At 67.8% G+C, this 20,270-nt stretch carries 19 protein-coding genes and 1 riboswitch; of the genes, 5 read left to right on the plus strand and 14 right to left on the minus strand.

What is annotated here, in order from left to right:
• Positions 1-14: 14 nt before the first annotated feature.
• From DIE02_RS31080 to thiC, 5 genes are all read right to left on the minus strand, one after another.
• Positions 15-1,295, minus strand: a complete 1,281-nt coding sequence (locus DIE02_RS31080; RefSeq protein ID WP_124523883.1) for an EAL domain-containing protein — start codon at positions 1,293-1,295, stop codon at positions 15-17.
• A 458-nt stretch (positions 1,296-1,753) separates the two neighbouring features.
• Positions 1,754-2,680 (minus strand): DMT family transporter, encoded by a 927-nt coding sequence (locus DIE02_RS31090; protein ID WP_124523884.1) that lies wholly within the window; start codon positions 2,678-2,680, stop codon positions 1,754-1,756.
• Positions 2,681-2,863: 183 nt separating this feature from the next.
• The gene (locus tag DIE02_RS31095) at positions 2,864-3,124 is read right to left on the minus strand and encodes a hypothetical protein (RefSeq protein ID WP_044848012.1); all 261 of its coding nucleotides are present in this window, start codon (positions 3,122-3,124) and stop codon (positions 2,864-2,866) included.
• A 209-nt stretch (positions 3,125-3,333) separates the two neighbouring features.
• Positions 3,334-3,549 (minus strand): glycine zipper 2TM domain-containing protein, encoded by a 216-nt coding sequence (locus tag DIE02_RS31100; RefSeq protein ID WP_044848011.1) that lies wholly within the window; start codon positions 3,547-3,549, stop codon positions 3,334-3,336.
• 253 nt (positions 3,550-3,802) lie between these two features.
• Positions 3,803-5,734: a phosphomethylpyrimidine synthase ThiC gene (thiC, locus tag DIE02_RS31105; RefSeq protein WP_044848010.1), complete on the minus strand. Its 1,932-nt coding sequence runs from the start codon at positions 5,732-5,734 to the stop codon at positions 3,803-3,805.
• A 124-nt stretch (positions 5,735-5,858) separates the two neighbouring features.
• Positions 5,859-5,975, minus strand: a riboswitch (TPP riboswitch).
• 271 nt (positions 5,976-6,246) lie between these two features.
• Between thiC and DIE02_RS31110 the strand changes: the two genes are divergently transcribed.
• The 3 genes from DIE02_RS31110 (at position 6,247) to DIE02_RS31120 (ending at position 8,073) form a co-directional block, all read left to right on the plus strand.
• Positions 6,247-6,513, plus strand: a complete 267-nt coding sequence (locus tag DIE02_RS31110; protein WP_044848009.1) for a pentapeptide MXKDX repeat protein — start codon at positions 6,247-6,249, stop codon at positions 6,511-6,513.
• Positions 6,514-6,622: 109 nt separating this feature from the next.
• Entirely contained in the window at positions 6,623-7,255 is a 633-nt protein-coding gene (locus DIE02_RS31115) for a cytochrome b/b6 domain-containing protein (RefSeq protein WP_124523886.1), read from the plus strand.
• Between the two features lie 29 nt (positions 7,256-7,284).
• A complete protein-coding gene (locus DIE02_RS31120) occupies positions 7,285-8,073 on the plus strand; it encodes a molybdopterin-dependent oxidoreductase (protein WP_124487535.1) in 789 nt (262 codons plus the stop codon).
• A gap of 41 nt (positions 8,074-8,114) precedes the next feature.
• Here the strand turns inward: DIE02_RS31120 and DIE02_RS31125 are convergent, their stop codons facing one another.
• Complete coding sequence (locus tag DIE02_RS31125) at positions 8,115-8,396, minus strand: helix-turn-helix domain-containing protein (RefSeq protein ID WP_124487536.1); 282 nt, start codon at positions 8,394-8,396, stop codon at positions 8,115-8,117.
• Complete coding sequence (locus DIE02_RS31130) at positions 8,393-8,746, minus strand: type II toxin-antitoxin system RelE/ParE family toxin (protein WP_124487537.1); 354 nt, start codon at positions 8,744-8,746, stop codon at positions 8,393-8,395. The genes DIE02_RS31125 and DIE02_RS31130 overlap by 4 nt, the downstream gene beginning before the upstream one ends.
• Before the next feature lie 502 nt (positions 8,747-9,248).
• On the opposite strand from DIE02_RS31130, the gene DIE02_RS31140 reads away from it, so the two are divergent.
• Entirely contained in the window at positions 9,249-10,448 is a 1,200-nt protein-coding gene (locus tag DIE02_RS31140) for an EamA family transporter (protein WP_124487538.1), read from the plus strand.
• A gap of 21 nt (positions 10,449-10,469) precedes the next feature.
• Here DIE02_RS31140 and DIE02_RS31145 read toward each other — a convergent pair whose 3' ends face one another.
• From DIE02_RS31145 to DIE02_RS31180, 7 genes are all read right to left on the minus strand, one after another.
• Positions 10,470-11,669 (minus strand): MFS transporter, encoded by a 1,200-nt coding sequence (locus DIE02_RS31145; RefSeq protein ID WP_044848004.1) that lies wholly within the window; start codon positions 11,667-11,669, stop codon positions 10,470-10,472.
• Positions 11,670-12,156: 487 nt separating this feature from the next.
• Positions 12,157-12,981 (minus strand): phosphodiesterase, encoded by an 825-nt coding sequence (locus tag DIE02_RS31155; protein WP_124523888.1) that lies wholly within the window; start codon positions 12,979-12,981, stop codon positions 12,157-12,159.
• Positions 12,982-13,019: 38 nt separating this feature from the next.
• Positions 13,020-14,051, minus strand: coding sequence for an ABC transporter ATP-binding protein (locus tag DIE02_RS31160; RefSeq protein ID WP_124487540.1), 1,032 nt, complete (start codon positions 14,049-14,051; stop codon positions 13,020-13,022).
• Positions 14,052-14,075: 24 nt separating this feature from the next.
• A complete protein-coding gene (locus DIE02_RS31165; protein WP_124487541.1) occupies positions 14,076-14,972 on the minus strand; it encodes an ABC transporter permease in 897 nt (298 codons plus the stop codon).
• Between the two features lie 10 nt (positions 14,973-14,982).
• The gene (locus DIE02_RS31170; protein ID WP_124523890.1) at positions 14,983-15,807 is read right to left on the minus strand and encodes an ABC transporter permease; all 825 of its coding nucleotides are present in this window, start codon (positions 15,805-15,807) and stop codon (positions 14,983-14,985) included.
• A gap of 15 nt (positions 15,808-15,822) precedes the next feature.
• Complete coding sequence (locus DIE02_RS31175) at positions 15,823-16,851, minus strand: ABC transporter substrate-binding protein (protein WP_124487543.1); 1,029 nt, start codon at positions 16,849-16,851, stop codon at positions 15,823-15,825.
• Between the two features lie 65 nt (positions 16,852-16,916).
• Positions 16,917-17,942 (minus strand): substrate-binding domain-containing protein, encoded by a 1,026-nt coding sequence (locus tag DIE02_RS31180; RefSeq protein WP_044844945.1) that lies wholly within the window; start codon positions 17,940-17,942, stop codon positions 16,917-16,919.
• 1,076 nt (positions 17,943-19,018) lie between these two features.
• On the opposite strand from DIE02_RS31180, the gene DIE02_RS31185 reads away from it, so the two are divergent.
• A complete protein-coding gene (locus DIE02_RS31185) occupies positions 19,019-20,167 on the plus strand; it encodes a porin (RefSeq protein ID WP_124487544.1) in 1,149 nt (382 codons plus the stop codon).
• Positions 20,168-20,270: the final 103 nt, after the last annotated feature.

A 20,270-nucleotide genomic window follows, 5' to 3' on the forward strand; every position in this document is an offset into this window, starting at 1 on the left:
CGCCGCCGCGCCCGTCAGCGCATCACGGTGCCCGCGCTGTCGAGCACGAAGTCGACGCAGAACACGACGAGGCGGCTTTGCGCGCGAATCGCGACGGCCGCCGTGTAGCAGTCGCGGCCTTCGGTCAGCGAGAAGTGCGGGCCCATCAGCGCGACGCGCCCCGGCGCCGCGATCGCGCGCTGGAAGTACGGGCGCCGCGACCAGTTGCTGTGCGTCTCCGGGAACAACGGTGCGAGCCGCGTGCCGCTCGCCTGGCCATCCTCGGGGCGCGCGCCGATCGACGGCAGGAACTGTTCGCCGATCTCGTCCGTGACGAACACGCGGCGCGCGGCCGGCACCGCGAATACGCGCTGCGCGGCGTCCTGCAGGTTGCCGCTCGCGGAAAAGGCAGCCGCGCCGGTGAGCACGAGCCGCTCGATCGCATCGAAGCCAGGTTGCTCGGCGATCGCAGGCGTATGCCGGCGCGCGATGAAGCGTTGCCACGCGGCGTCGAGCATCGCGGGCGCCGCGGCGCTCGCGTGCGCGATCGACGCATCGGGCTGGCCGAACTGGAAGCCCTGGACGAAATCGATATCGGCTTCCATCAGCGTCTGCAGCGCGTCGTCGCTTTCGACACCCTCCGCGAGCACCATTGCGCCGGCCTGGTGGAGCATCGATACCAGGTGATGCATGATGCGGCGATCGTCGGCCGACGCGTTCGCGCGCTCGACGAGCGAGCGATCGAGCTTGACGATATCGGGTCGCGCGCGCCACACGCGGTCGAAATTCGAGAATCCGGTGCCGAAATCGTCGATCGCGATCAGGAAGTCGCGATGCTGGATCATGTCGATCGTGCGGGCGAGCGCGGCTTCGTCGCGCGACGGCTGCTCGACGACTTCCAGCACGATGCGGTTCGGCGGCAGCGCGAAATGACGGCACAGCGCCTCGACGAATTCGCGCTGCACGAGACCCGAATCGAGCACGCGTGGCGTCACGTTCAGGAACAGCCAGCCGTCGCCGATGCCCTGCGCGACGAAGTTGGCCGTATGCAGGCAGCGGGCGAGCCGGTCGAGCAGCAGCGCGTCGGCAGCAGCGCGCGTCTTGTCGAACAGCGCGACAGGCGAAGCCAGCGTACCGTTCTCGTCCACGACGCGCAGCAGCGCTTCATAGCCGACCACGCGCTTGTGCGTGATCGACAGCACGGGTTGGAACACGCTGCGCAGCGTCGTGTCGCGATACGTGGCGATCCAGCCGCTGGGCGTCGGTGTCAGGCGTTCGAGCAGGGAATCGAGCGAGAGGTCGCGGGCGGGCTTCATGTCAACGATGCCCTGGGGCGATCGGGGGGCGGTATCGTGCGCGCCACGCAGAAGCCGTCGCACGCGCAGGTGGACGCGAAAGAACGTGGTGCATCGTGACCGCCTTCTGCGGATGAGTGCTACGAGTGTAACGGGAATGGCGCGGCGCGCGTATCAGGGTAACTCCAGACGCAAACGCTACACCGTCGCGTGGACCGGGCTGTCAGCCCGCAAGCGCGACACGCAAGGGCCGCCGGTCGTGCACGCGGCGACAGCGCCGCGTGTGCCGCGTGCATTGCGTGCGAAGAAGGCCGGCGGATCAGGAAAACGGAAAAACGGACAAGCCATGCGGCTGCATCGGCATCAGATGCAAAACGACCTGCGCCGTCGCGCTCCGGTCCATGCGCGGTGCTCGACGAACGGTGGCCGGCGCGTCGCGGGAAACCTGCAACCGGCAGGGTGCGGGCCCTGCGCGTCGCTCAGGCCGCTTCGCCGCCGCGCGGGCCCAATCCGGGAATCCGCTTGATCACGCCGGTCGCAAGCGCGGTGCCGACGAGCACGATCGCGCAGCCTTCGATCATCACGACCGACACATGTTCGCTGAGGAACAGCGCGCCCCACAGCAGGCCGAACACCGGGATCACGAACGTCACCGTAATCGCACGGGCCGGGCCGATATGCGCGATCAGGTAGAAGAAGATGAAATACGCGATGCCCGTGCAGGCGATGCCGAGCGCGAGCACGGCGCCCCACGCATGCGCGCTGACGGCAGCCGCGGGCCAGGTCGCGATCGCGAACGGCAGCAGCAGCACGGTCGAGCCGATCATGCTGCCGGTCGCGTTGACGAGCGGGTCGACGCCGCTGAGCGTGCGCTTCGTGTAGTTGGCCGCGATGCCGTACAGCAGCGTCGCGCCGAGCGCGGCGGCGGCAGCCAGCGCGGTGGCGCTGGCGCCGGTGCTGCCGTTTGCGTTGGCGACCTGGTCCCACACGAGCGTGAGCACGCCGGCAAAGCCGATCACGAGGCCGAGTGCGCGCGGCAGCGACAGCTTGTCCTTCAGCCAGAGGTAGGCGACGAGCGCGCCCCACAGCGGCGTCGTCGCGTTGATCACCGACGTCACGCCGGCCGACAGCGTCAGTTCGGCGAACGCGAACAGGCAGAACGGGATGCCCGAGTTCAGCGCGCCGACGACGAACAACGGCCATGCGCGACGGCGCAGCTGCGCGCCGAGCTCGGCGGGCTTGAAGCGCGTCAGCGCGAAGCCGGTGAGAAACAGCGCGCCGATACCCACGCGCAGCGCCATCAGCGGCGCGACACCGAAGTCGGCGACGCCGACCCGGATGAACAGGAACGACGCGCCCCACAGGGCGGCGAGGACGGTCAGCAGAAAGGCGTTCTTGGGCGACATCGAGCGTGGCGGGCGAGGGGACGGGATGCAAAGGATCTTACACCGCGTTACCGCGCCGTCGTTTCACGATCGGATGAAACGGCAAGAAACGGCCAGAAACGGGAATGTCGCCGGTCGCCGGCCCGGGGCGACCGGCCGCGCGAGACCGGCTGCGCGAGACCGGCTGCGCATGGAGCGGCGCGCTCAGTGATGGTGGTGCCAGCCGCCGCGTCCGCCGAAGCCGAAATTGAGCGACAGCGCGGGTCCCCAATAACCGCCCCATGCCGGCGCATACGCGGGCGCCGGGTAGTAGTAGGCGGGGCCCGGATCGACGTACACGGGCGCCGGCTGTACCGGTGCGGCCGCGTAATAGCCGCCGGGATAATAGCCGTACGGGTAGTAGCAGCCGGCGAGCGTCGTGCACGCGAGCGCCGCGGCGGCGAGTGCGACGAGGGTCCTGTTCATGATGTCTCTCCGGCGGAGCCGGCAATCGGCAGATGCTTAAGCTTAGGCCGCGCGGCGATGACAAGATGCGCAAAACGGTAACGGATCATTTCCGGGCCGCTGCGTCGTGTTGCGGCGCCGCATACGAAAAACGGCGCTTCCGCCGCGCGGAAACGCCGTCAGGCCGGAGCTTACCGCGCGTCGCGCGGCAGCCGGGTAAGCCGGCCGGCTTATTTGCCGACCTGGTTGCCGATGATGCCGCCGGCGGCTGCGCCGCCCAGCGTCGACAATGCGTTGCCGCCGATCGCCGCGCCCGCGACGCCGCCGACACCCGCACCGATTGCCGTATCGCGCTGGCGCCGCGTCATCGAATCGCAGGCCGACAGGCTGGCCACCGTCGTGACGAGCAGCGCGCATACCCCAAAACGCCGAATCGAAGCATTCATGATCGTTGTCCTTGCGGTAGTGAACGGAAGGTCGCATGGCCGGATTGCGGCCGCGCATGAAACCAATCTACCTGCCGTCCCACCGGGCTGCTGTAAGGACTTGTTAAGACTCCGACGGTTTCGTAATCAATTGTTTCCCTTGCGCCGGCAGGCACGACGCATGCGCGGGCACGCAAAAAAGCCCGCTCGAAAGCGGGCTTGGTGCAGTGCGCCACGATGCGGTCCGTGCGGATCGCCGCGCTCGCTGGCCGACTTACTGACGGTGATAGATCTCGGCGCCGGTCTTCACGAACTCGACCGCCTTGACTTCCATCCCCTTCTTCAGCGCTTCGCTTTCCGACACACCCTGTTGCGCCGCGAACTCGCGCACGTCCTGCGTGATCTTCATCGAGCAGAAGTGCGGGCCGCACATCGAGCAGAAGTGCGCGACCTTCGCGGAATCCTTCGGCAGCGTCTCGTCGTGGAATTCGCGCGCCTTGTCCGGGTCGAGGCCGATGTTGAACTGGTCTTCCCAGCGGAACTCGAAGCGCGCCTTCGACAGCGCGTTGTCGCGGACCTGCGCGCCGGGGTGACCCTTGGCGAGGTCGGCCGCGTGCGCGGCGAGCTTGTACGTGATGATCCCTTCCTTCACGTCGTCCTTGTTCGGCAGCCCGAGGTGCTCCTTCGGCGTCACGTAGCACAGCATCGCGGTGCCGAACCAGCCGATCATCGCGGCGCCGATGCCCGACGTGATGTGGTCGTAGCCCGGCGCGATGTCGGTGGTCAGCGGCCCGAGCGTGTAGAACGGCGCTTCCTTGCACCAGTCGAGCTGGAGATCCATGTTCTCCTTGATCAACTGCATCGGCACGTGCCCGGGGCCTTCGATCATCACCTGCACGTCGTGCTTCCACGCGATCTGCGTGAGCTCGCCGAGCGTCTTCAGCTCGCCGAGCTGCGCTTCGTCGTTCGCGTCGTAGATCGAGCCGGGGCGCAGGCCGTCGCCGAGCGAGAAGCTCACGTCGTACGCCTTCATGATCTCGCAGATCTCTTCGAAGTGTTCGTACAGGAAGCTTTCCTTGTGATGCGCGAGGCACCACTTCGCCATGATCGAGCCGCCGCGCGACACGATGCCCGTCATCCGGTTCGCGGTGAGCGGCACGTATTGCAGACGCACGCCCGCATGGATCGTGAAGTAGTCGACGCCTTGCTCGGCCTGCTCGATCAGCGTGTCGCGGAAGATTTCCCAGGTCAGGTCCTCGGCCTTGCCGTTGACCTTCTCGAGCGCCTGGTAGATCGGCACCGTGCCGATCGGCACCGGGCTGTTGCGGATGATCCACTCGCGCGTTTCATGGATGTGCTTGCCGGTCGACAGGTCCATCACCGTGTCGCCGCCCCACCGGATCGCCCACGTCATCTTGTCGACTTCCTCGCCGATCGACGACGTGACGGCCGAGTTGCCGATGTTCGCGTTGATCTTCACGAGGAAGTTGCGGCCGATGATCATCGGCTCGGATTCCGGGTGGTTGATGTTCGCGGGGATGATCGCGCGGCCGCGCGCGACTTCGTCGCGCACGAACTCGGGGGTGATCTCGGCCAGCGCGTTCGCGCCGAAGGCCGCGGCACCGAACGCCTGGCCCGGGTGCTGGCGGCCCATCATCGCAGCGAGCTTCGCGCCGTTCGGGCCGCTCGACTTCAGGCTCTCGATGTATTCGGCGCGGCGCTGGTTCTCGCGAATCGCGATGTATTCCATTTCCGGCGTGATGATGCCCTGCCGCGCGTAGTGCATCTGCGTGACGTTCTTGCCGGCCTGCGCGCGGCGCGGGTTGCGGTGCAGGCCCGGGAAACGCAGGTCGGCGGTAGCCGGGTCGGCCGCGCGCTCGAGGCCGTACTGGCTCGACAGGCCGTCGAGCACTTCGGTGTCGCCGCGTGCCTCGATCCAGCGCTGGCGCAGCGCGGGCAGGCCCGCGCGGATGTCGATCTTCGCGTCCGGATCGGTGTAGGGGCCCGACGTGTCGTACACGTAGATCGGCGGATTCTTTTCGCCGCCGAAGCCGGTCGGCGTGTCGGCCTGCGTGATTTCACGCATCGGCACGCGGATGTCGGGCTGCGAGCCGGTTACATACACCTTTCGCGAATTGGGCAGCGGGGCAACGGCCGCGGCGTCGACGTGGGCGTCGGCAGACAGAAACTTCGGATTGGCGTTCATGCAATCTCCTGTGTGAGCGCCGGACAGGCGCTTCGGCGCTTGCCCGGAGCCCTTGACGAATGTGGGGCTCGAGCTAAGCAGGAGACGAGGCTTGGTGAGGCGGCGGATTTCGTCAGAAGGATGGCGGTGAAATCCGTACGCTTCCCTGCGCTGGCATTATCCAGATCAGGTTCAAAGGGTATTTCTCACCCGCAATGCCGGTTGTTTGACCGAACGCATTGCAGGACCCCCGCGTTAGCAGCGCACACGATACACTGGCTTGGCGGCGGTTTCAACCGGGACGGGATCGGCCGTCCCGGTGCGGCCGCAGCATGGCGGGCGGTGTGATGGCCCGTCGAAATGACAGCGCGCGTCGCCGCCGCGCGGCCCCACGGCTCGGCCGGCCGCGGCGAAGCGGTGCAACATGGCGCGCCTTCGCGCGACCTCACAAAAAAAAATTTCGCAGCGGCTGTCATTTCCCGCGACGTCGTCCGTCTATTCGGCTCCTTAAACCCATGTTTTGGAGAGATGTCATGAAAAACGTACTGATCGCCACCTGTGTCGCTGCTTTCGCCACGCTTGCAACGGGCGCGTATGCGCAGAACGACGCGATGTCGCAAAACGGCTCGTCGATGTCGAAGGACGCGATGGGGCACGACGCGATGGCGAAGGACGGCGCGATGAAGAAGGACGCCATGAAGAAGCATGCGATGAAGAAGGACGCGATGAAGAAAGACGCGATGTCGCACGACGAGATGGGCAAGGCGAAGTCGGACGACAAGATGGCGCCGTCGAACTGACGGAGCCGGGCAGGGCGTGCGGCCGGCGCATGTGCTCGACGACGGCCGCCCGCGTCTCGTTTTGTCTCGACTCGACTCGTCTCGTCGACCCGTTCCGGGAGTCTTCATCATGCAAACCGTTCCCGCTACCGGGCGCGCGGCCGTCACGCCGCCCGCCCGCAAGATTCATCCCCTGTGGGTGCGCGTGAGCCACTGGCTCAACGCGCTCGCGGCGATCCTGATGGCGCTGTCCGGCTGGCGCATCTACGATGCGTCGCCGATCTATCCGCCGTTCGTGTTTCCGCACGGCATCACGCTCGGCGGCTGGCTCGGCGGCGCGCTGCAATGGCATTTCGCGGCGATGTGGCTGCTGGTCGGCAACGGGCTGTTCTACCTGACGATGTCGATCGCGACCGGGCGCCTCGCGCGCAAGATGCTGCCCGTCACGCCGGCGTCCGTGTGGCGCGACGTGCGCGCCGCGCTGCGCGGCCGGCTCGCGCACGACGATCTGAGCGTCTACAACGCGGTGCAGCGTGCCGCGTACCTGGTCGCGATCGTCGATCTGATCGTGCTGGTGCTGTCCGGGCTGACGATCTGGAAGTCGGTGCAGTTTCCGCTGCTGCGCGAACTGTTCGGCGGTTACGACAACGCGCGCGTCGTGCATTTCTGGGCGATGTCGCTGCTCGTCGCGTTCTTCGTCGTGCACGTCGCGATGGCGCTGCTGGTGCCGCGCTCGCTGCTCGCGATGCTGCGCGGGCGCTGACCCGTCAACTCCGGGTGAAGGAAATCATCATGTCGGATTCCGAATACAGGCGCGCTGATTCGCGCTGGACGCTCGACCGCAAGTCGCTCGAACTCGACGTGCGCCGCGAGCTGGAGATGCCGTCGCGGCGGCTGTTCAATCGCCGCATCCTGACGCTCGGCGGCCTGACGATGCTGACCGGCTGCACGCTGAAGGACGACGCGTCGGTCAACACGTTCCTCGAGAAGGTGTCGCGCATGAACGACCGCGTGCAGGCGTGGCTCTTCAGCGGCGAGCGGCTCGCGCCGACCTACACCGAGGCCGACATCACGCGGCCGTTCCCGTTCAACGCGTATTACGGCATCGACGACGTGCCGCACGTCGACGCATCGACGTACCGGCTCGTGCTGTCGGGCCGCGTGACGGGCAAGCGCGTGTGGACGCTCGACGAGCTGTATGCGCTGCCGCACGCGGAGCAGATCACGCGGCACATCTGCGTGGAAGGGTGGAGCGCGATCGGCCGCTGGGGCGGCACGCCGTTCGGCGCGTTTCTGGCGCGTGCCGGCGCCGATACGCACGCGAAATACGTCGGCTTCAAATGCGCGGACGACTACTACGAAAGCATCGACATGCCGACCGCGCTGCATCCGCAGACGCTGCTCGCATTCGACTACGACGGCCATCGCCTGCCGCCGGAATTCGGTTTCCCGATGAAGCTGCGGATGCCGACCAAGCTCGGCTACAAGAATCCGAAACACATCATGGAAATCTTCGTGACCGATACCTTCCCGGGCGGCTACTGGGTCGATCAGGGGTACAACTGGTTCGGCGGATCGTGAAGCGGCGGCGCGCGAACGCGTGCTGCCTGCGTCGCGGCGTGTCACACGGATTCGCGCACCTGCAGGTCGACGCGCAGGCCGACCGCCGCCGCCATGTTCACGAGCGCGTCGAGCCCGAACAGGTTGATCTTGCCGCGCAGCAGATCGGACACGCGCGGCTGCGTGACGCCCAGCCGTTGCGCGGCCTGCGCCTGGCTGAGCTCGAGCTGCGCGATGCGCTGCTTGAGCGCGATCATCAGCTCGGAGCGCAGCTTCATGTTCTCGGCTTCGGCCGGCCGGCCTTCGAGTGCGTCCCAGACGCTCGCATGACGTTCGTTGCTCATCGTTTCCTCTCCATCATCAGCGCCCGGTAGCGTCGGGCCGCCAGGTCGATATCGGTCTTGCAGGTGCGTGCCGACTGCTTGCGGAAGCAATGCAGCACGTAGATCGCGTCGGCGAAGGTCGCGACGTAGACGATCCGGAACGCACCGCTCGCATCGCGCAGGCGAATTTCCCGCACGCCCGGGCCGACGGTGCGCATCGGCTTCCAGTCGTCGGGCGCGAGGCCGCGCTGAACCTGGTCGATCTGGTGGCCGGCTTCGCGGCGCGCGAGAAGCGGAAAGCCGCGCAGGTCGTCGAGTGCGGTGCCGACGAACACGACGGGCTTCGGCGCGAGAATGGTGGAATTATACAAAATTTTGTATGGGTGGTGTGCGGGTCGAAAGGGCGAATGTCGGCGGCCGGATGCGCCTGCCGACCGTCGCCGATCATCACCATAAGCGCGAAGCGACCGCTGAAGCGCATGACTGGCCATCAGGCCGATGGAGCGATCGCTGCTGCAGGACGGGATGCCGGGCGGCCCGCGCGACGCCCGCGCCGCGCGTATCCGGCTCCCGATCCGGTTGGTCCGGATGCCGAAAAATGTCGCGCCGAAACGTCAGTCGATAAGCTTTCAGACTGGTCTGATGATGCTTTCGAATCCTTGATGCCATAATGCCGAGCGTGCGTAGCCGAAGCGGCTCGCGCCCGCTTTTCGACCCTCTGCCGCCGCTTGCCGGTTCTTATTCGTCGCCGTTCGCACTGCCATGTCGTTCCGCACGTCCGTCTCCGCCTTCCCGGTCCAGTCAGGGCCGTTTGCCGGTCTCTCCGGCGTCTTTCAGCGGAGCACGCGACACGTCGTGCGGGCGGGCTGAACGATGACCCCGCTCGACCGCCTCCTCGATTTCCTCGCCCGCCTGCCGATCCGGATCCGCCTGCCGCAAAGCCGCGGCGGCCGCGTCGCGCTCGCCCTCGTCTTCATCTATTTCGTCTGGGGTTCGACCTACAGCGGCCTGCATTTCGCGCTGCAGTCGTTCCCGCCGCTGCTGCTGTCGGGGCTGCGCAACCTGCTCGGCGGGATCGGCCTGTTCATCTTCGCGCTGCGGCGCAAGCCCGAATGGCCGACGCTGCTCGAAATCCGCAACTCGGCGATCGTCGGCACGATGCTGGTCGCGCTGTCGTCGGGCACGATCGCGCTCGGGATGCGCACGGTCAGCAGCGGCTCGGCCGCGGTGATGGTCGCGACGGTGCCGCTATTCGCGACCGTGATCGCGGCGGTCGCCGGGCGCGCGGTGACGAAGGGCGAGTGGGCGGCCGTCGCGCTCGGGATGGTCGGCATCGTCGTGCTGAATTCGGGCGGCGCGGCCGCCGCGAACTCGGCGCTCGGCACGATCTGCGTGCTGGCCGGCGCGCTGTTCTGGGCGGGCGGCGCGCATCTCGCGACGCGGCTCAAGCTGCCGTCCGACCTGTTCCTGTCGACGTCGCTGCAGATCGGCCTGGGCGGGTTGATGTCCACGATCGGGGCGTGGCTGATGGGCGAGCGCATCGAGCAGGTCGCGGTCGCGCCGGTGTTCGCGTTCGTGTACCTGATGGTGTTCTGCACGATGGCCGCGTACGTCGCGTACGGCTACCTGATTCGCCACACGAGCCCGATCATCGCGAGCAGCTGCATGTACGTGAACCCGATCGTCGCGGTCGCGCTCGGCGCGCTGATGCTCGGCGAGCCCGTGACGACGGCAACCGTGGTCGCCACCGTCGCGATCCTCGGCAGCGTCGGGCTGTCGTTCCTGTTCGATCCCGCGCGCCGGCCCGCGGTGCGCGCGGCGGCCGATGCCGCGCCGGGCGTGGTGACCGTGGCGACCGCGGCAACCGTCGCCGCCGAACCGACGGCGGATGCGGCGTCAGTACCGGCTCAGGCGGCGATGCCGGAGCCGGCACCGATCCTCGCGCCTTCCGCGGTACCGCTTGCGGTGCCCGCACCGGCCGCCGTCGTGGACCCGGCCGCGGTCATGGATCCCGCGCAGGCATTCACGCCGCCGCCGGCCGTCAATCCGGCCGCGTCGCGGGCCGACGCATGACGCCGGCGCGCGGGGCGGCGTTCAGTCGCGACGTGCGCCGCGATGGTGGGACCAGCCGGCGAGTGCGGTAAACAGCAGGCCGGCCGCGCACATGCCGATCCAGCCAAAGGCGTGCCACGCCGCGACGCCGGCCGACGAGCCGAGCGCGCCGCCGATGAAGTAGCACACCATGTACACGGTGTTCACGCGGCTGCGCGCCTCGGGCTTCAGCGCGTAGATGCGCGACTGGTTCGAGATCTGCGCGGCCTGCACGCCGACATCCAGCACGATCACGCCGATCACGAGCCCGACGAGGCTCGTTCCCGACAGCGCAAAAATCACGAACGACGCCGCGAGCAGCGCGATCGCGAGCGAGATGATCGCGCGCGGGCCGCGCGTGTCCGCGAAACGGCCCGCGTACGGTGCAGCCAGCGCACCGGCCGCGCCGACGATGCCGAACAGCCCTGCGGCCTGCGGGCCGAGGTGGAACGGCGCACCGGCGAGCAGCAGCGTGAGCACCGGCCAGAACGCGCTGAACGCGGCGAACAGCGCGGCGCCCGTCAGCGACGCCTCGCGCAGCCCGCGCAGTTCGACCGCCAGGTGCCACATCGAGCCGAGCAGCTTGCCGTACGGCAGCGTCGACGTCGGCGAGCTGCGCGGCAGCCGCAGCACGATCACCGCGGCCAGCGCGACGAGCGCCGCGACCGACGCGCCGAACACCGCCCGCCAGCCGAAATATTCGGCGACGAAGCCGGCCGCCGTGCGCGCCAGCAGGATGCCGAGCAGCAGGCCGCTCATCACGGTGCCGACCGCATGCCCGCGCTCGGCCGGCGGCGCGATCTCGGCCGCGAACGGCACGGCCTGCTGCGCGATCGTCGCGAGCACGCCGATCGCAAGGCTCGCCACGGCCAGCACCGCCAGCGACGGCGCGGCCGCGGCCACGATCAGCGCGATCGACAGGCCCGCGATCTGCATCAGGATCAGCCCGCGGCGATCGAAGCGGTCGCCGAGCGGCGCGAGCAGGAACATCCCGGCCGCATAGCCGAGCTGCGTCGCGGTCGGCACCGCGCCGATCCATGACGCGCCGTCCGGGAAGGCCGAGCGGAAGCTGTCGAGCAGCGGCTGGTTGTAGTAGATGTTCGCGACCGACACGCCAGCGATCGTCGCGAGCAGCAACAGCAGGCTGCGCGAGTAGTGGGGCGAGGCGGCGTCGGTCGGACGGTCGGTGGAGGCGGCGGACATGGCGGCAACGGAACGGAGTTGGGCGGCGTGGCGCGCGGCGCGGCGTCGGTGGCGCAGGCGGCCGGGCGCCGAGCGAGCGTGCCGATCATACCGGAGCACCGGGAATCGTGCCGGCGGTGCTGCGGCCCAGCGGCCCAGCGGCTCAGCGGCCCAACGGCCCAACGGCCCAACGGCCCAACGGCCCAACGGCCCAGCGGCCCAGCGGCTCAGCGGCTCAGCGGCTCAGCGGGCCCAGCGGCCAGAAGCCCAGAAGCCCAGAAGCCCAGAAGCCCAGAAGCGCAGAAGCGCAGAAGCGCAGAAGCGCAGAAGCGCAGAAGCGCAGAAGCGCAGAAGCGCAGAAGCGCAGAAGCGCAGTCGGCTGCGCGGCTGGCGCGATCGCAGCATGGCGGGCCGCGCTCAGCCGCAATCAACCGCAATCAACCGCAATCATTCGGCGCGGCCCCGACCGGCCGCAGCCGCTCGTCATGCATCCGCGATTGCGTACGGTTCAGTCGACCAGTTCCCCGCTCGGCTCATAGAACGGATACGGCCCGTCGCCTTCGTCCACGTACACGTGGTGGGACGTCATTCCCGTGTCCGGCGTATGGACGTGCACCGCGAACGCGGGCGGCTCGAGCCGGAACGCGGACGGCGCGTCCGCTCGCAAATCGAACGCGACCTGGTGCGCGGGCGCCGGCACGGCCGATGCGAGCGTGCCGCCGAAGCGCGTGAACATCGTCCGGTGCACGTGGCCGCACAGCACGCGCTCGACGTTCGGATAGCGCCGCAGCAGCGCGTCGAGTTTCGTGGCGGCGGCGGGCGCGAGGCGCAGCGCGTCCATATGTCCGATCCCGGACACGAACGGCGGGTGATGCAGCGCGACGATCACCGGCCGGTCGCGCGCAGCGTCGAGTTGCGCGGTGAGCCACGCGAGCCGCGCATCGCACAGGTCGCCATGGCTCGTGCCGGGCACCTGCGAATCGAGTGCGAGCACGCGCACGGCGCCGACGTCGAGCGCGTACTGCACGAACTCGCCGTCCTGCAATTCGGGACGATCGGCGAACGCGCGGCGCAACCCCGCACGATCGTCGTGATTGCCGACCATCAGGTAATACGGAATCTCGAGCGGCGCGAGCAGGTCGCGCAGGTGGCGGTATTCGTCGTCGTGGCCGAAGTCGGTCAGGTCACCGGTGACGAGCACCGCGTCGGGGCGCGGCACCAGCGCGTTCAGCTTCGCGATGCAGCGCGCGAGCGCGGCGGCCGTGTCGACGCGTCGGTACGCGAGCTGGCCCGGGCGCTTGATGTGGAGATCGCTGATTTGAGCAAGCAGCATCGTCGTTCCTCGGAATGTGTGGTTATCGTGGGGCGGTGTTACGCGGCGAGCGCGATCAGGCCTTCCGGCGCGATCGTGAGGCCGACCGCCGTGCCGCGCGCGAGCTCGATGCGGCCCGGCACGTCGATCACGAGCGCGTCGGGTGCCGCATGCTCGATCGTGAGCCGCGTGCGTTCGCCGAGAAACGCGCACGCGCCGATCGCGCCGCGCAGCGGCGCATGCGCGGGATCGGCGAGCTGCGCATCCTCCGGACGGAAGAACCACTCGTCGGCGGCATGCGGCGTGACGATCGCGCCCCCCGTCGTCACGAGCGCGCCGTCCTGCCATTGTCCTGCAAGCCGGTTCAGCGTGCCGATGAACTGCGCGACCGTGCGGTTCGCCGGGCGGTAGTAGATGTCGCGCGGCGTGCCGATCTGCTCGATGCGGCCCGCGCCCATCACGACGATCCGGTCGCCGAGTTCCATCGCCTCGGCCTGGTCGTGCGTGACGTAGACGGTCGTCACGCCGAGCTCGCGCAACAGCGCATTCATCTCGCGGCGCAGCACGTCGCGCAGCTTCGCGTCGAGCGCGGTCAGCGGCTCGTCGAGCAGCAGCACGCGCGGGCGCACCGCGAGCGCACGCGCCAGCGCGACCCGCTGGCGCTGGCCGCCGGACAGCTGATCGACCGGTTTGTCCGCATGCGCGTCGAGCCGCATCATCGCGAGCAGCTCGTCGACGCGTTCGCGCAGCGCGCGCGGCTCGGTCTTGCGGATCTTCAGTCCGTAGCCGACGTTGCCGCGCACCGTGAGGTTCGGGAACAGCGCGTAGTTCTGGAACACCATGCCGACCTGGCGGCGCTCGATCGGCAGCGCGGTCACGTCGTCGCCGCCGAACCGGATCGTGCCGCCGGCATCCGGCGTGTCGAGGCCCGCGATCAGGCGCAGCGTCGTCGTCTTGCCGCAGCCCGACGGGCCGAGCAGCACGAGCGTCTCGCCCGCGCCGATCGACAGGTCGAGCGGTTCGAGCACGCGCGTGCCGCGGAACGTCTTCGCGCAGCGGGTCAGGGTGATGGGGGTGGAATCGAGTTTCATGGGAAGGGTAAGGTCAGCGCAGGGTCAGCGCGGGCGACGCGTCAGCGCGCGCGTGCCGGACGGATCGACGCCGAGCCACTGCATCGCGACGAGGAGCGGCAGCGTCATCAGCAGGAACACGATCGTGTACGCGCTGCCGACTTCGAGGCGCAGCGACGCATAGGTATCGGCGAGCCCGACGGGCAGCGTCTTCGTGTCGGGCGTATGCAGCATCCAGGTCAGGTTGAATTCGCCGATCGACAGCGTGAGCACCGCGAGCGCGCCCGCGACGATGCCGGGGCGCAGGTTCGGCAGCACGATCGTGACGAAGCGCGTGACGAACGACGCACCGAGGCTCGCCGCGCCTTCCTCGAGCGTGCGCAGGTCGGCGCCGGCGGCGACCGCCGCGACCGCGCGCACCATGAACGGCAGCGTGAACACGACGTGGCCGACGACGATGAACCACAGGCTCATCCGGAACGCGGTGAAGCCGCCGTACACGACCAGCAGCGCGAGCGCCGACGCGAGGCCCGGCAGCGCGACCGGCAGCACGAGCGCTTCCTCGATCACGCGGGCGACGCGGCTCTTGCTGCGCGCGAGCGCATAGCCGGCCGGCACGCCGACGGCGAGCACGATCGCGAGCGTCGCGAACGCGACGCCGAGCGACAGCGCGACCGAGCCCTGGTACTGCTGCCACACCTGTTCGAGCCAGCGCAGCGTGAGGCCGCTCGACAGCCCGCGGAAATAGTTGACGGTGAGGCCCGCGAGTACCGACATCACGACGGGCACGATCAGGAACGCGCACAGCAGCAGCGTGACGCCCCATTGCAGCGCGGCGATCGCGCGCGCGCCCGACACGCGCGGCGCGCGTCTGGCGGTGCCGTTCGCGTGCGACGGAGCGGGCGCCGGCGACGGCGCGGACGAACCGGAAAGCGATTGCATGAAGGAATCCTCAGGCCGCGGCGGCGGCGGTGTGGCCGGTGAACCGGCGCGCGAGCGCGAGCACGGCCCACGTGACGATGCCGAGCACGATCGACAGGCCGGCGGCCGTCGCGATGTTCGCGTTCAGCGTGAACTCGGTGTAGATCGTCATCGGCAGCACGTTCAGGTCGGTGGCGAGCGTGAAGGCGGTGCCGAACGCGCCCATCGCGGTCGCGAAGCAGATCGCGCCGGCCGCGACCAGGCCCGGCGCGAGCGCCGGCAGCACGATGTCGACGAAGATGCGCCACGGCGACGCGCCGAGCGAGCGCGCGGCTTCCTCGAGCGACGCGTCGAGCTTCGACGCGGCCGCGATCACGGTGACGATCACGCGCGGGATCGAGAAGTACAGGTAGCCGACGAACAGCCCGGCAACCGAATACGCGAACACCCACTTGTCGCCGGTCAGCTTCGCGGACAGCATCCCGATCAGCCCCTGCCGGCCGGCGAGCATGATCACCATGAAGCCGACCACGACGCCCGGGAACGCGAGCGGAAAGGTGAGCAGCGCGAGCAGCACGCGCTTGCCGGCGAATTCGCGGCGCGCGAGCAGCAGGCCCGAGATCGTCGACAGCGCCAGCGTCGCGAGCGTGACGCCGGCCGACAACGCTATCGTTTCGCCGAGGCTCGTCATGTAACGCGCGTTGCCGAGCAGCGCCGCGTATTGCGTGAAGAACGCGCCGTCGGCGGACACCCGCACGAGCGCCGCCATCGGCAGCAGCCAGAACGCGGCGAACACCGCGAGCGCCGGCGCGACGAGGGCGAAGCGCCAGCGCAGCGGGAAAGTCAGGTCGAGCATGGCGTGGTCCGGCGCTTACTGCATCACTTGCAGGTATTGCTGGCCGAACGCTTGCTGGCCGGCCGCCATCTTGCCGAAGTCGACCGATTTCGCCCGGGCGTATTCGCTCGCCGGCAGGAACTTCGCGGCGACGTCGGCGCCGAGCGTCTGCGCGCGCACCGGACGCAGGTACGCATTGGCCCACAGCTTCTGGCCTTCGTCGGACAGCACGAAGTCGAGCACCTTCCTGCCGTTCGCGTCGTGCGGCGCACCCTTCACGAGGCTCATCACGTACGGCACCGCGATCGTGCCTTCCTTCGGAATCACGAACTCGACGTTCGCGTGATCCTTGTACTTCGCGCGATACGCGTCGAAGTCGTAGTCGAGCAGGATCGGAATCTCGCCGGACAGCACGCGCGCATACGCGGTCTGCTTCGGCACGATCGGCGCGTTCGCCTTCAGCTTGCGGAACCAGTCGAGCCCCGGCTTGAAGTCGTCGAGGCTGCCGCCGAGCGCCTGGTTGACGGCCACGGCGCCTGCATAGCCGACGAACGCGCTCGACGGATCGAGGTAGCCGACCATGCCCTTGTATTCGGGCTTCAGCAGGTCGGCCCACGAGCGCGGGACCGGCTTGCCGTCGAGCGCGTCCTTGTTCACGAAGAAGCCGAGCGTGCCCGAGTGGATCGCGAACCAGTAGCCCTGCGGGTCCTTCAGGTTCGCGGGGATGTCGTTCCAGTGCGCGGGCTTGTACGGCGCGATCACGCCCTTGTCCTTCGCCTGGAACGCCGACGACACGCCGAGATAGACGACGTCGGCGACCGGGCTCTTCTGCTCGGCGATCAGCTGCGCGATCGCCTGGCCCGAGTTCTTGTTGTCGAACGGCACGCGGATGCCGGTTTTCTGCTTGATCGCCGCGATCTGCGCGGCCCAGTCGGCCCATTCGGGCGGGCAGTTGTAGCAGATCGCGGATTCGTCGGCATGGGCCGCGGGTGCGAACGCGACGAGCGCGGCGCAGGCGACGGGGGCTGCGAGCACGCGCAGCAGCGAGGTCAGGCGAAAGGACACGATGGATCTCCGGGCGGGGGCGGGGTAGCTTGCGCGCGCCGTGCACGATGGCGCGGCGCGCGCGTTCAGGCTTGGTGCAACTGCAGGTCGGCGGCCGGCGGCGCGACCGTCGCGCCGTCGCGCACCGTATGCGGCAGGATCAGCGACGTGCGCTCGATCGTCGCGCCGCCGATGCATTCGACGAGGCGCTGCCATGCATGACGGCCGATGTCCTGGTTCGGCGTCGCGACGCTCGCGAGCGGCGGTGCGAGCAGCTCGCCGATCGCGATGCCGTCGAAGCCGAGCACCGACAGGTCGTCGGGAATCGAGAAGCCCGCGCGGCGCAAGCCGCGCATCACGACCATCGCGAGCAGGTCGTTGCTGCAGAAGAGGGCGGTCGGGCGCGTGGCTCGCGCGGTGAGGTGCGCGAGCACCGCGTCGGGCAGCTCGGCCGCGTTGAAGTCGACCTCGACCGGCGGCAGCGTCGCGACGCCGGCCTCCTCGAGCGCCTGCGCGTAGCCGAGATGGCGCTGGCGAGCGCGATCCGACGCGGCGAGCGAACCGGCCAGCATCAGCACGCGGCGATGACCGCGTGCCGTCAGCATGCGCACGCCGTCGTAGGCGGCGCTGCGGTTGTCGACCGACACCGACGGGCGGCGTTGCGTGTCGTTGTGCATCAGCACGTAGTGCGGGCCGTCGCGGTCGAGCATGTCGAGCAGCGGATGCGTGTCCGCATCGGCGACGGTCAGGATCAGCCCCTCGACGCGCTGCTCGCGCAGTGTCTCGATCGCGTGGCGCTCGCGCGCCGCGTCGTATTCGGTCGTCATCAGGATCAGCTTGAAGCCGGCCGCGGTCGCGAGTTCGTCGATGCCCTGCAGGCAGTCGGCGAATACAGGGTTCGACAGCGTCGGCAGGACGACGCCGACGAGCCGCGTGCGCTCGCCGCGCAACTGCCGGCCGAGCGGGCTCGGGCGGAACTGCAGCGTGTCGATGGCGGTGCGGATGGTCGCCAGCGTGGCGGGGCTGACGGTATGCGGCGCGTTGATCGCACGCGAGACGGTGGCGATCGAGAAGCCGGCGAGCGCGGCGACGTCCTTGATGGTCGGGGGCATGAAGTTACGCGATGTAAACGTTTTCGACGGGAGAATTATCGAAAGCGTTTGTGACTTCGCGATGACTGACGAGACGTCTGTTTCGTAAAAGATGCGATACAAACATCAGACGGTTGGCGCCCGGCGAGCGGGGCGGATTCGATTGTATCGACGGATGCTGCGGCGCGGGAGGAAATCGGCGACGGTGTCGCGCCGAAGTCGATTGCGGCGCTCGAGTTCGGGTATGGACAGGGCAGGCCGACATGCTGCATCGCGATGCAATGCGCGCGAATCAGCTAATGCATGCGCAAGCAATGGTAGAATCGCGTCCGCCCTTTTGCCGGGGTGATGAAATTGGTAAACATAGCGGACTTAAACGATTGAGTGCCCGGCCGGAAACGACCGGTGCAGAACCCTTCAAATTCGGTGAAACCCCTGACGCGCGCCGTGCGTCGAGGCAACGCCGAGCCAAGCCTCGCGGTACGACTGCAGCGAGGAAGGTGTAGAGACTAGACGGGGGGCGCCTAAGGCGCACGGGCGGTAATACCGCCCGCGCGCGACGGCGAAGGCATAGTCCAGCGCACGAACGGCGTCGTTTCGACGACGCCGGCTTTGAAAGAAGCAGTGTGACGAAAATCCGCCGCCTTAACTGGCTTGCCGGTTCGAGTCCGGTCCCCGGCACCAAGATCGCTTCCATGCGATTCCATGACGTTCCGAAAACCCGCGAGAAACAAGCCGCTCGCGGGTTTTTTGTTTTTCAGGTCGTGCTTCGCTTCGATGGCGGCGGCCGGTTCCCGTAGATCCCCCGCGCTGGCCAAACGCAAACGTACCGGCGATTGAAATATCGATTCCCCGCGATTTGCTTCAGGCGTCCGCTCGTCGCCCGAATGAGGCGCGCTTCAACACCCGGCTATCCGCTTTCCGCGCCGAAAAACAGCCGGCGTTCTGGAGAGCACCTTTCCGCTGCAGGCCACTAACAGCAGAAAAACGGCTCATTACACTGCGCCCGTCGCATCGCGGGGAAACATCGATGCGACGCACATTCGCAGCACGCAACCGTTGCGACCAGCAAACGAAAGACCTGGGGGTAAATCGTCATGAACATGCGTTTGGGGATCATCGCACCCGCCGCCTTGCTTGCTGCCGCGGCGCATGCACAAAGCAGCGTGACGCTGTACGGCAAGATCGAGGACGGTATCAACTACACGAGCAACGCACGCGGCCACGGCACCGTGCAACTGCAAAGCGGCTATGACTACGGCAGCCGCTGGGGCATCAAGGGCACCGAAGACCTCGGAGCAGGCTACCAGGCGATTTTCACGCTCGAGAGCGGCTTCGACGTCAACAACGGAAAAATGAGCCAGGGCGGCCGGGAATTCGGCCGTCAGGCGTTCGTCGGCATCGCGTCGGACCGATACGGCACCCTGACGTTCGGTCGTCAGTACGATCCGAGCGTCGACATCTTCTCGCCGCTCACCGCAAACGGCAACTGGACCGGCTACCTGTTCTCGCATCCGTACGACAACGACAACACCGACTACTCGTTCCGCGTGAACAATGCGGTCAAGTACGTGTCGCCCGTATGGCACGGCGTTACCGCGGAGGCGATGTATGGATTCAGCAATCAGGCGGGCGGCTTCGCGAACAACCGTCTATATGGCGCCGCGCTGCAATACCAGCAGGGCGGGCTGACGGTCGGCGCCTCGTATTTGAAGATCAACAACGCACGCAATGCCGATTCGAACGGGGCGATCACCGGCGACAACACGTTCGATGCATCGTCGCAGCAGAACATCGGCATCGGCGTGAATTATGCGTTCTCGAATGCCCTCGTGGGATTCACGTATTCGCACGTCGACGTCTACGATCCGACTTCGAACGCGTATTTCACCGGTACGACGCAGCCGGCGGGCGGTGCGTGGCAGTCGTGGAAATTCGACAACTTCGAGGTGAACGGCCTCTATCACTTCACGACCGCGTTCTACGTCGGCGCGGCATATACGTACACGCAGGCCCGCGTCGCGTCGACGGTCGGCGCGTTCAATCCGAAGTGGCATCAACTGAGCGCGAAGCTGAACTACGACTTGTCGAAACGCACGTCGGTATTCGTCGAAGGTGTCTATCAGCATGCGCTGAACGCGCACACTGGAACCGACTTCGACTACGCGTACGTTCCGGGCGCCGCCGATATCTCGTCGGGCCCGAATCAATTCGTCGCGCGAGTCGCGCTGCTGCATCATTTCTGACGCTGCTATCCGGGCGGTTATCGGTCATGTGTGGGTAAAAAAGTCCTGAACTTCGGGCTTGAAGGGAAATGTCGGCTCGACGGGCCATGGCGGGCCACTTCGC

This window comes from Burkholderia sp. Bp8991 (assembly GCF_003853795.1).
Lineage (GTDB): Bacteria > Pseudomonadota > Gammaproteobacteria > Burkholderiales > Burkholderiaceae > Burkholderia.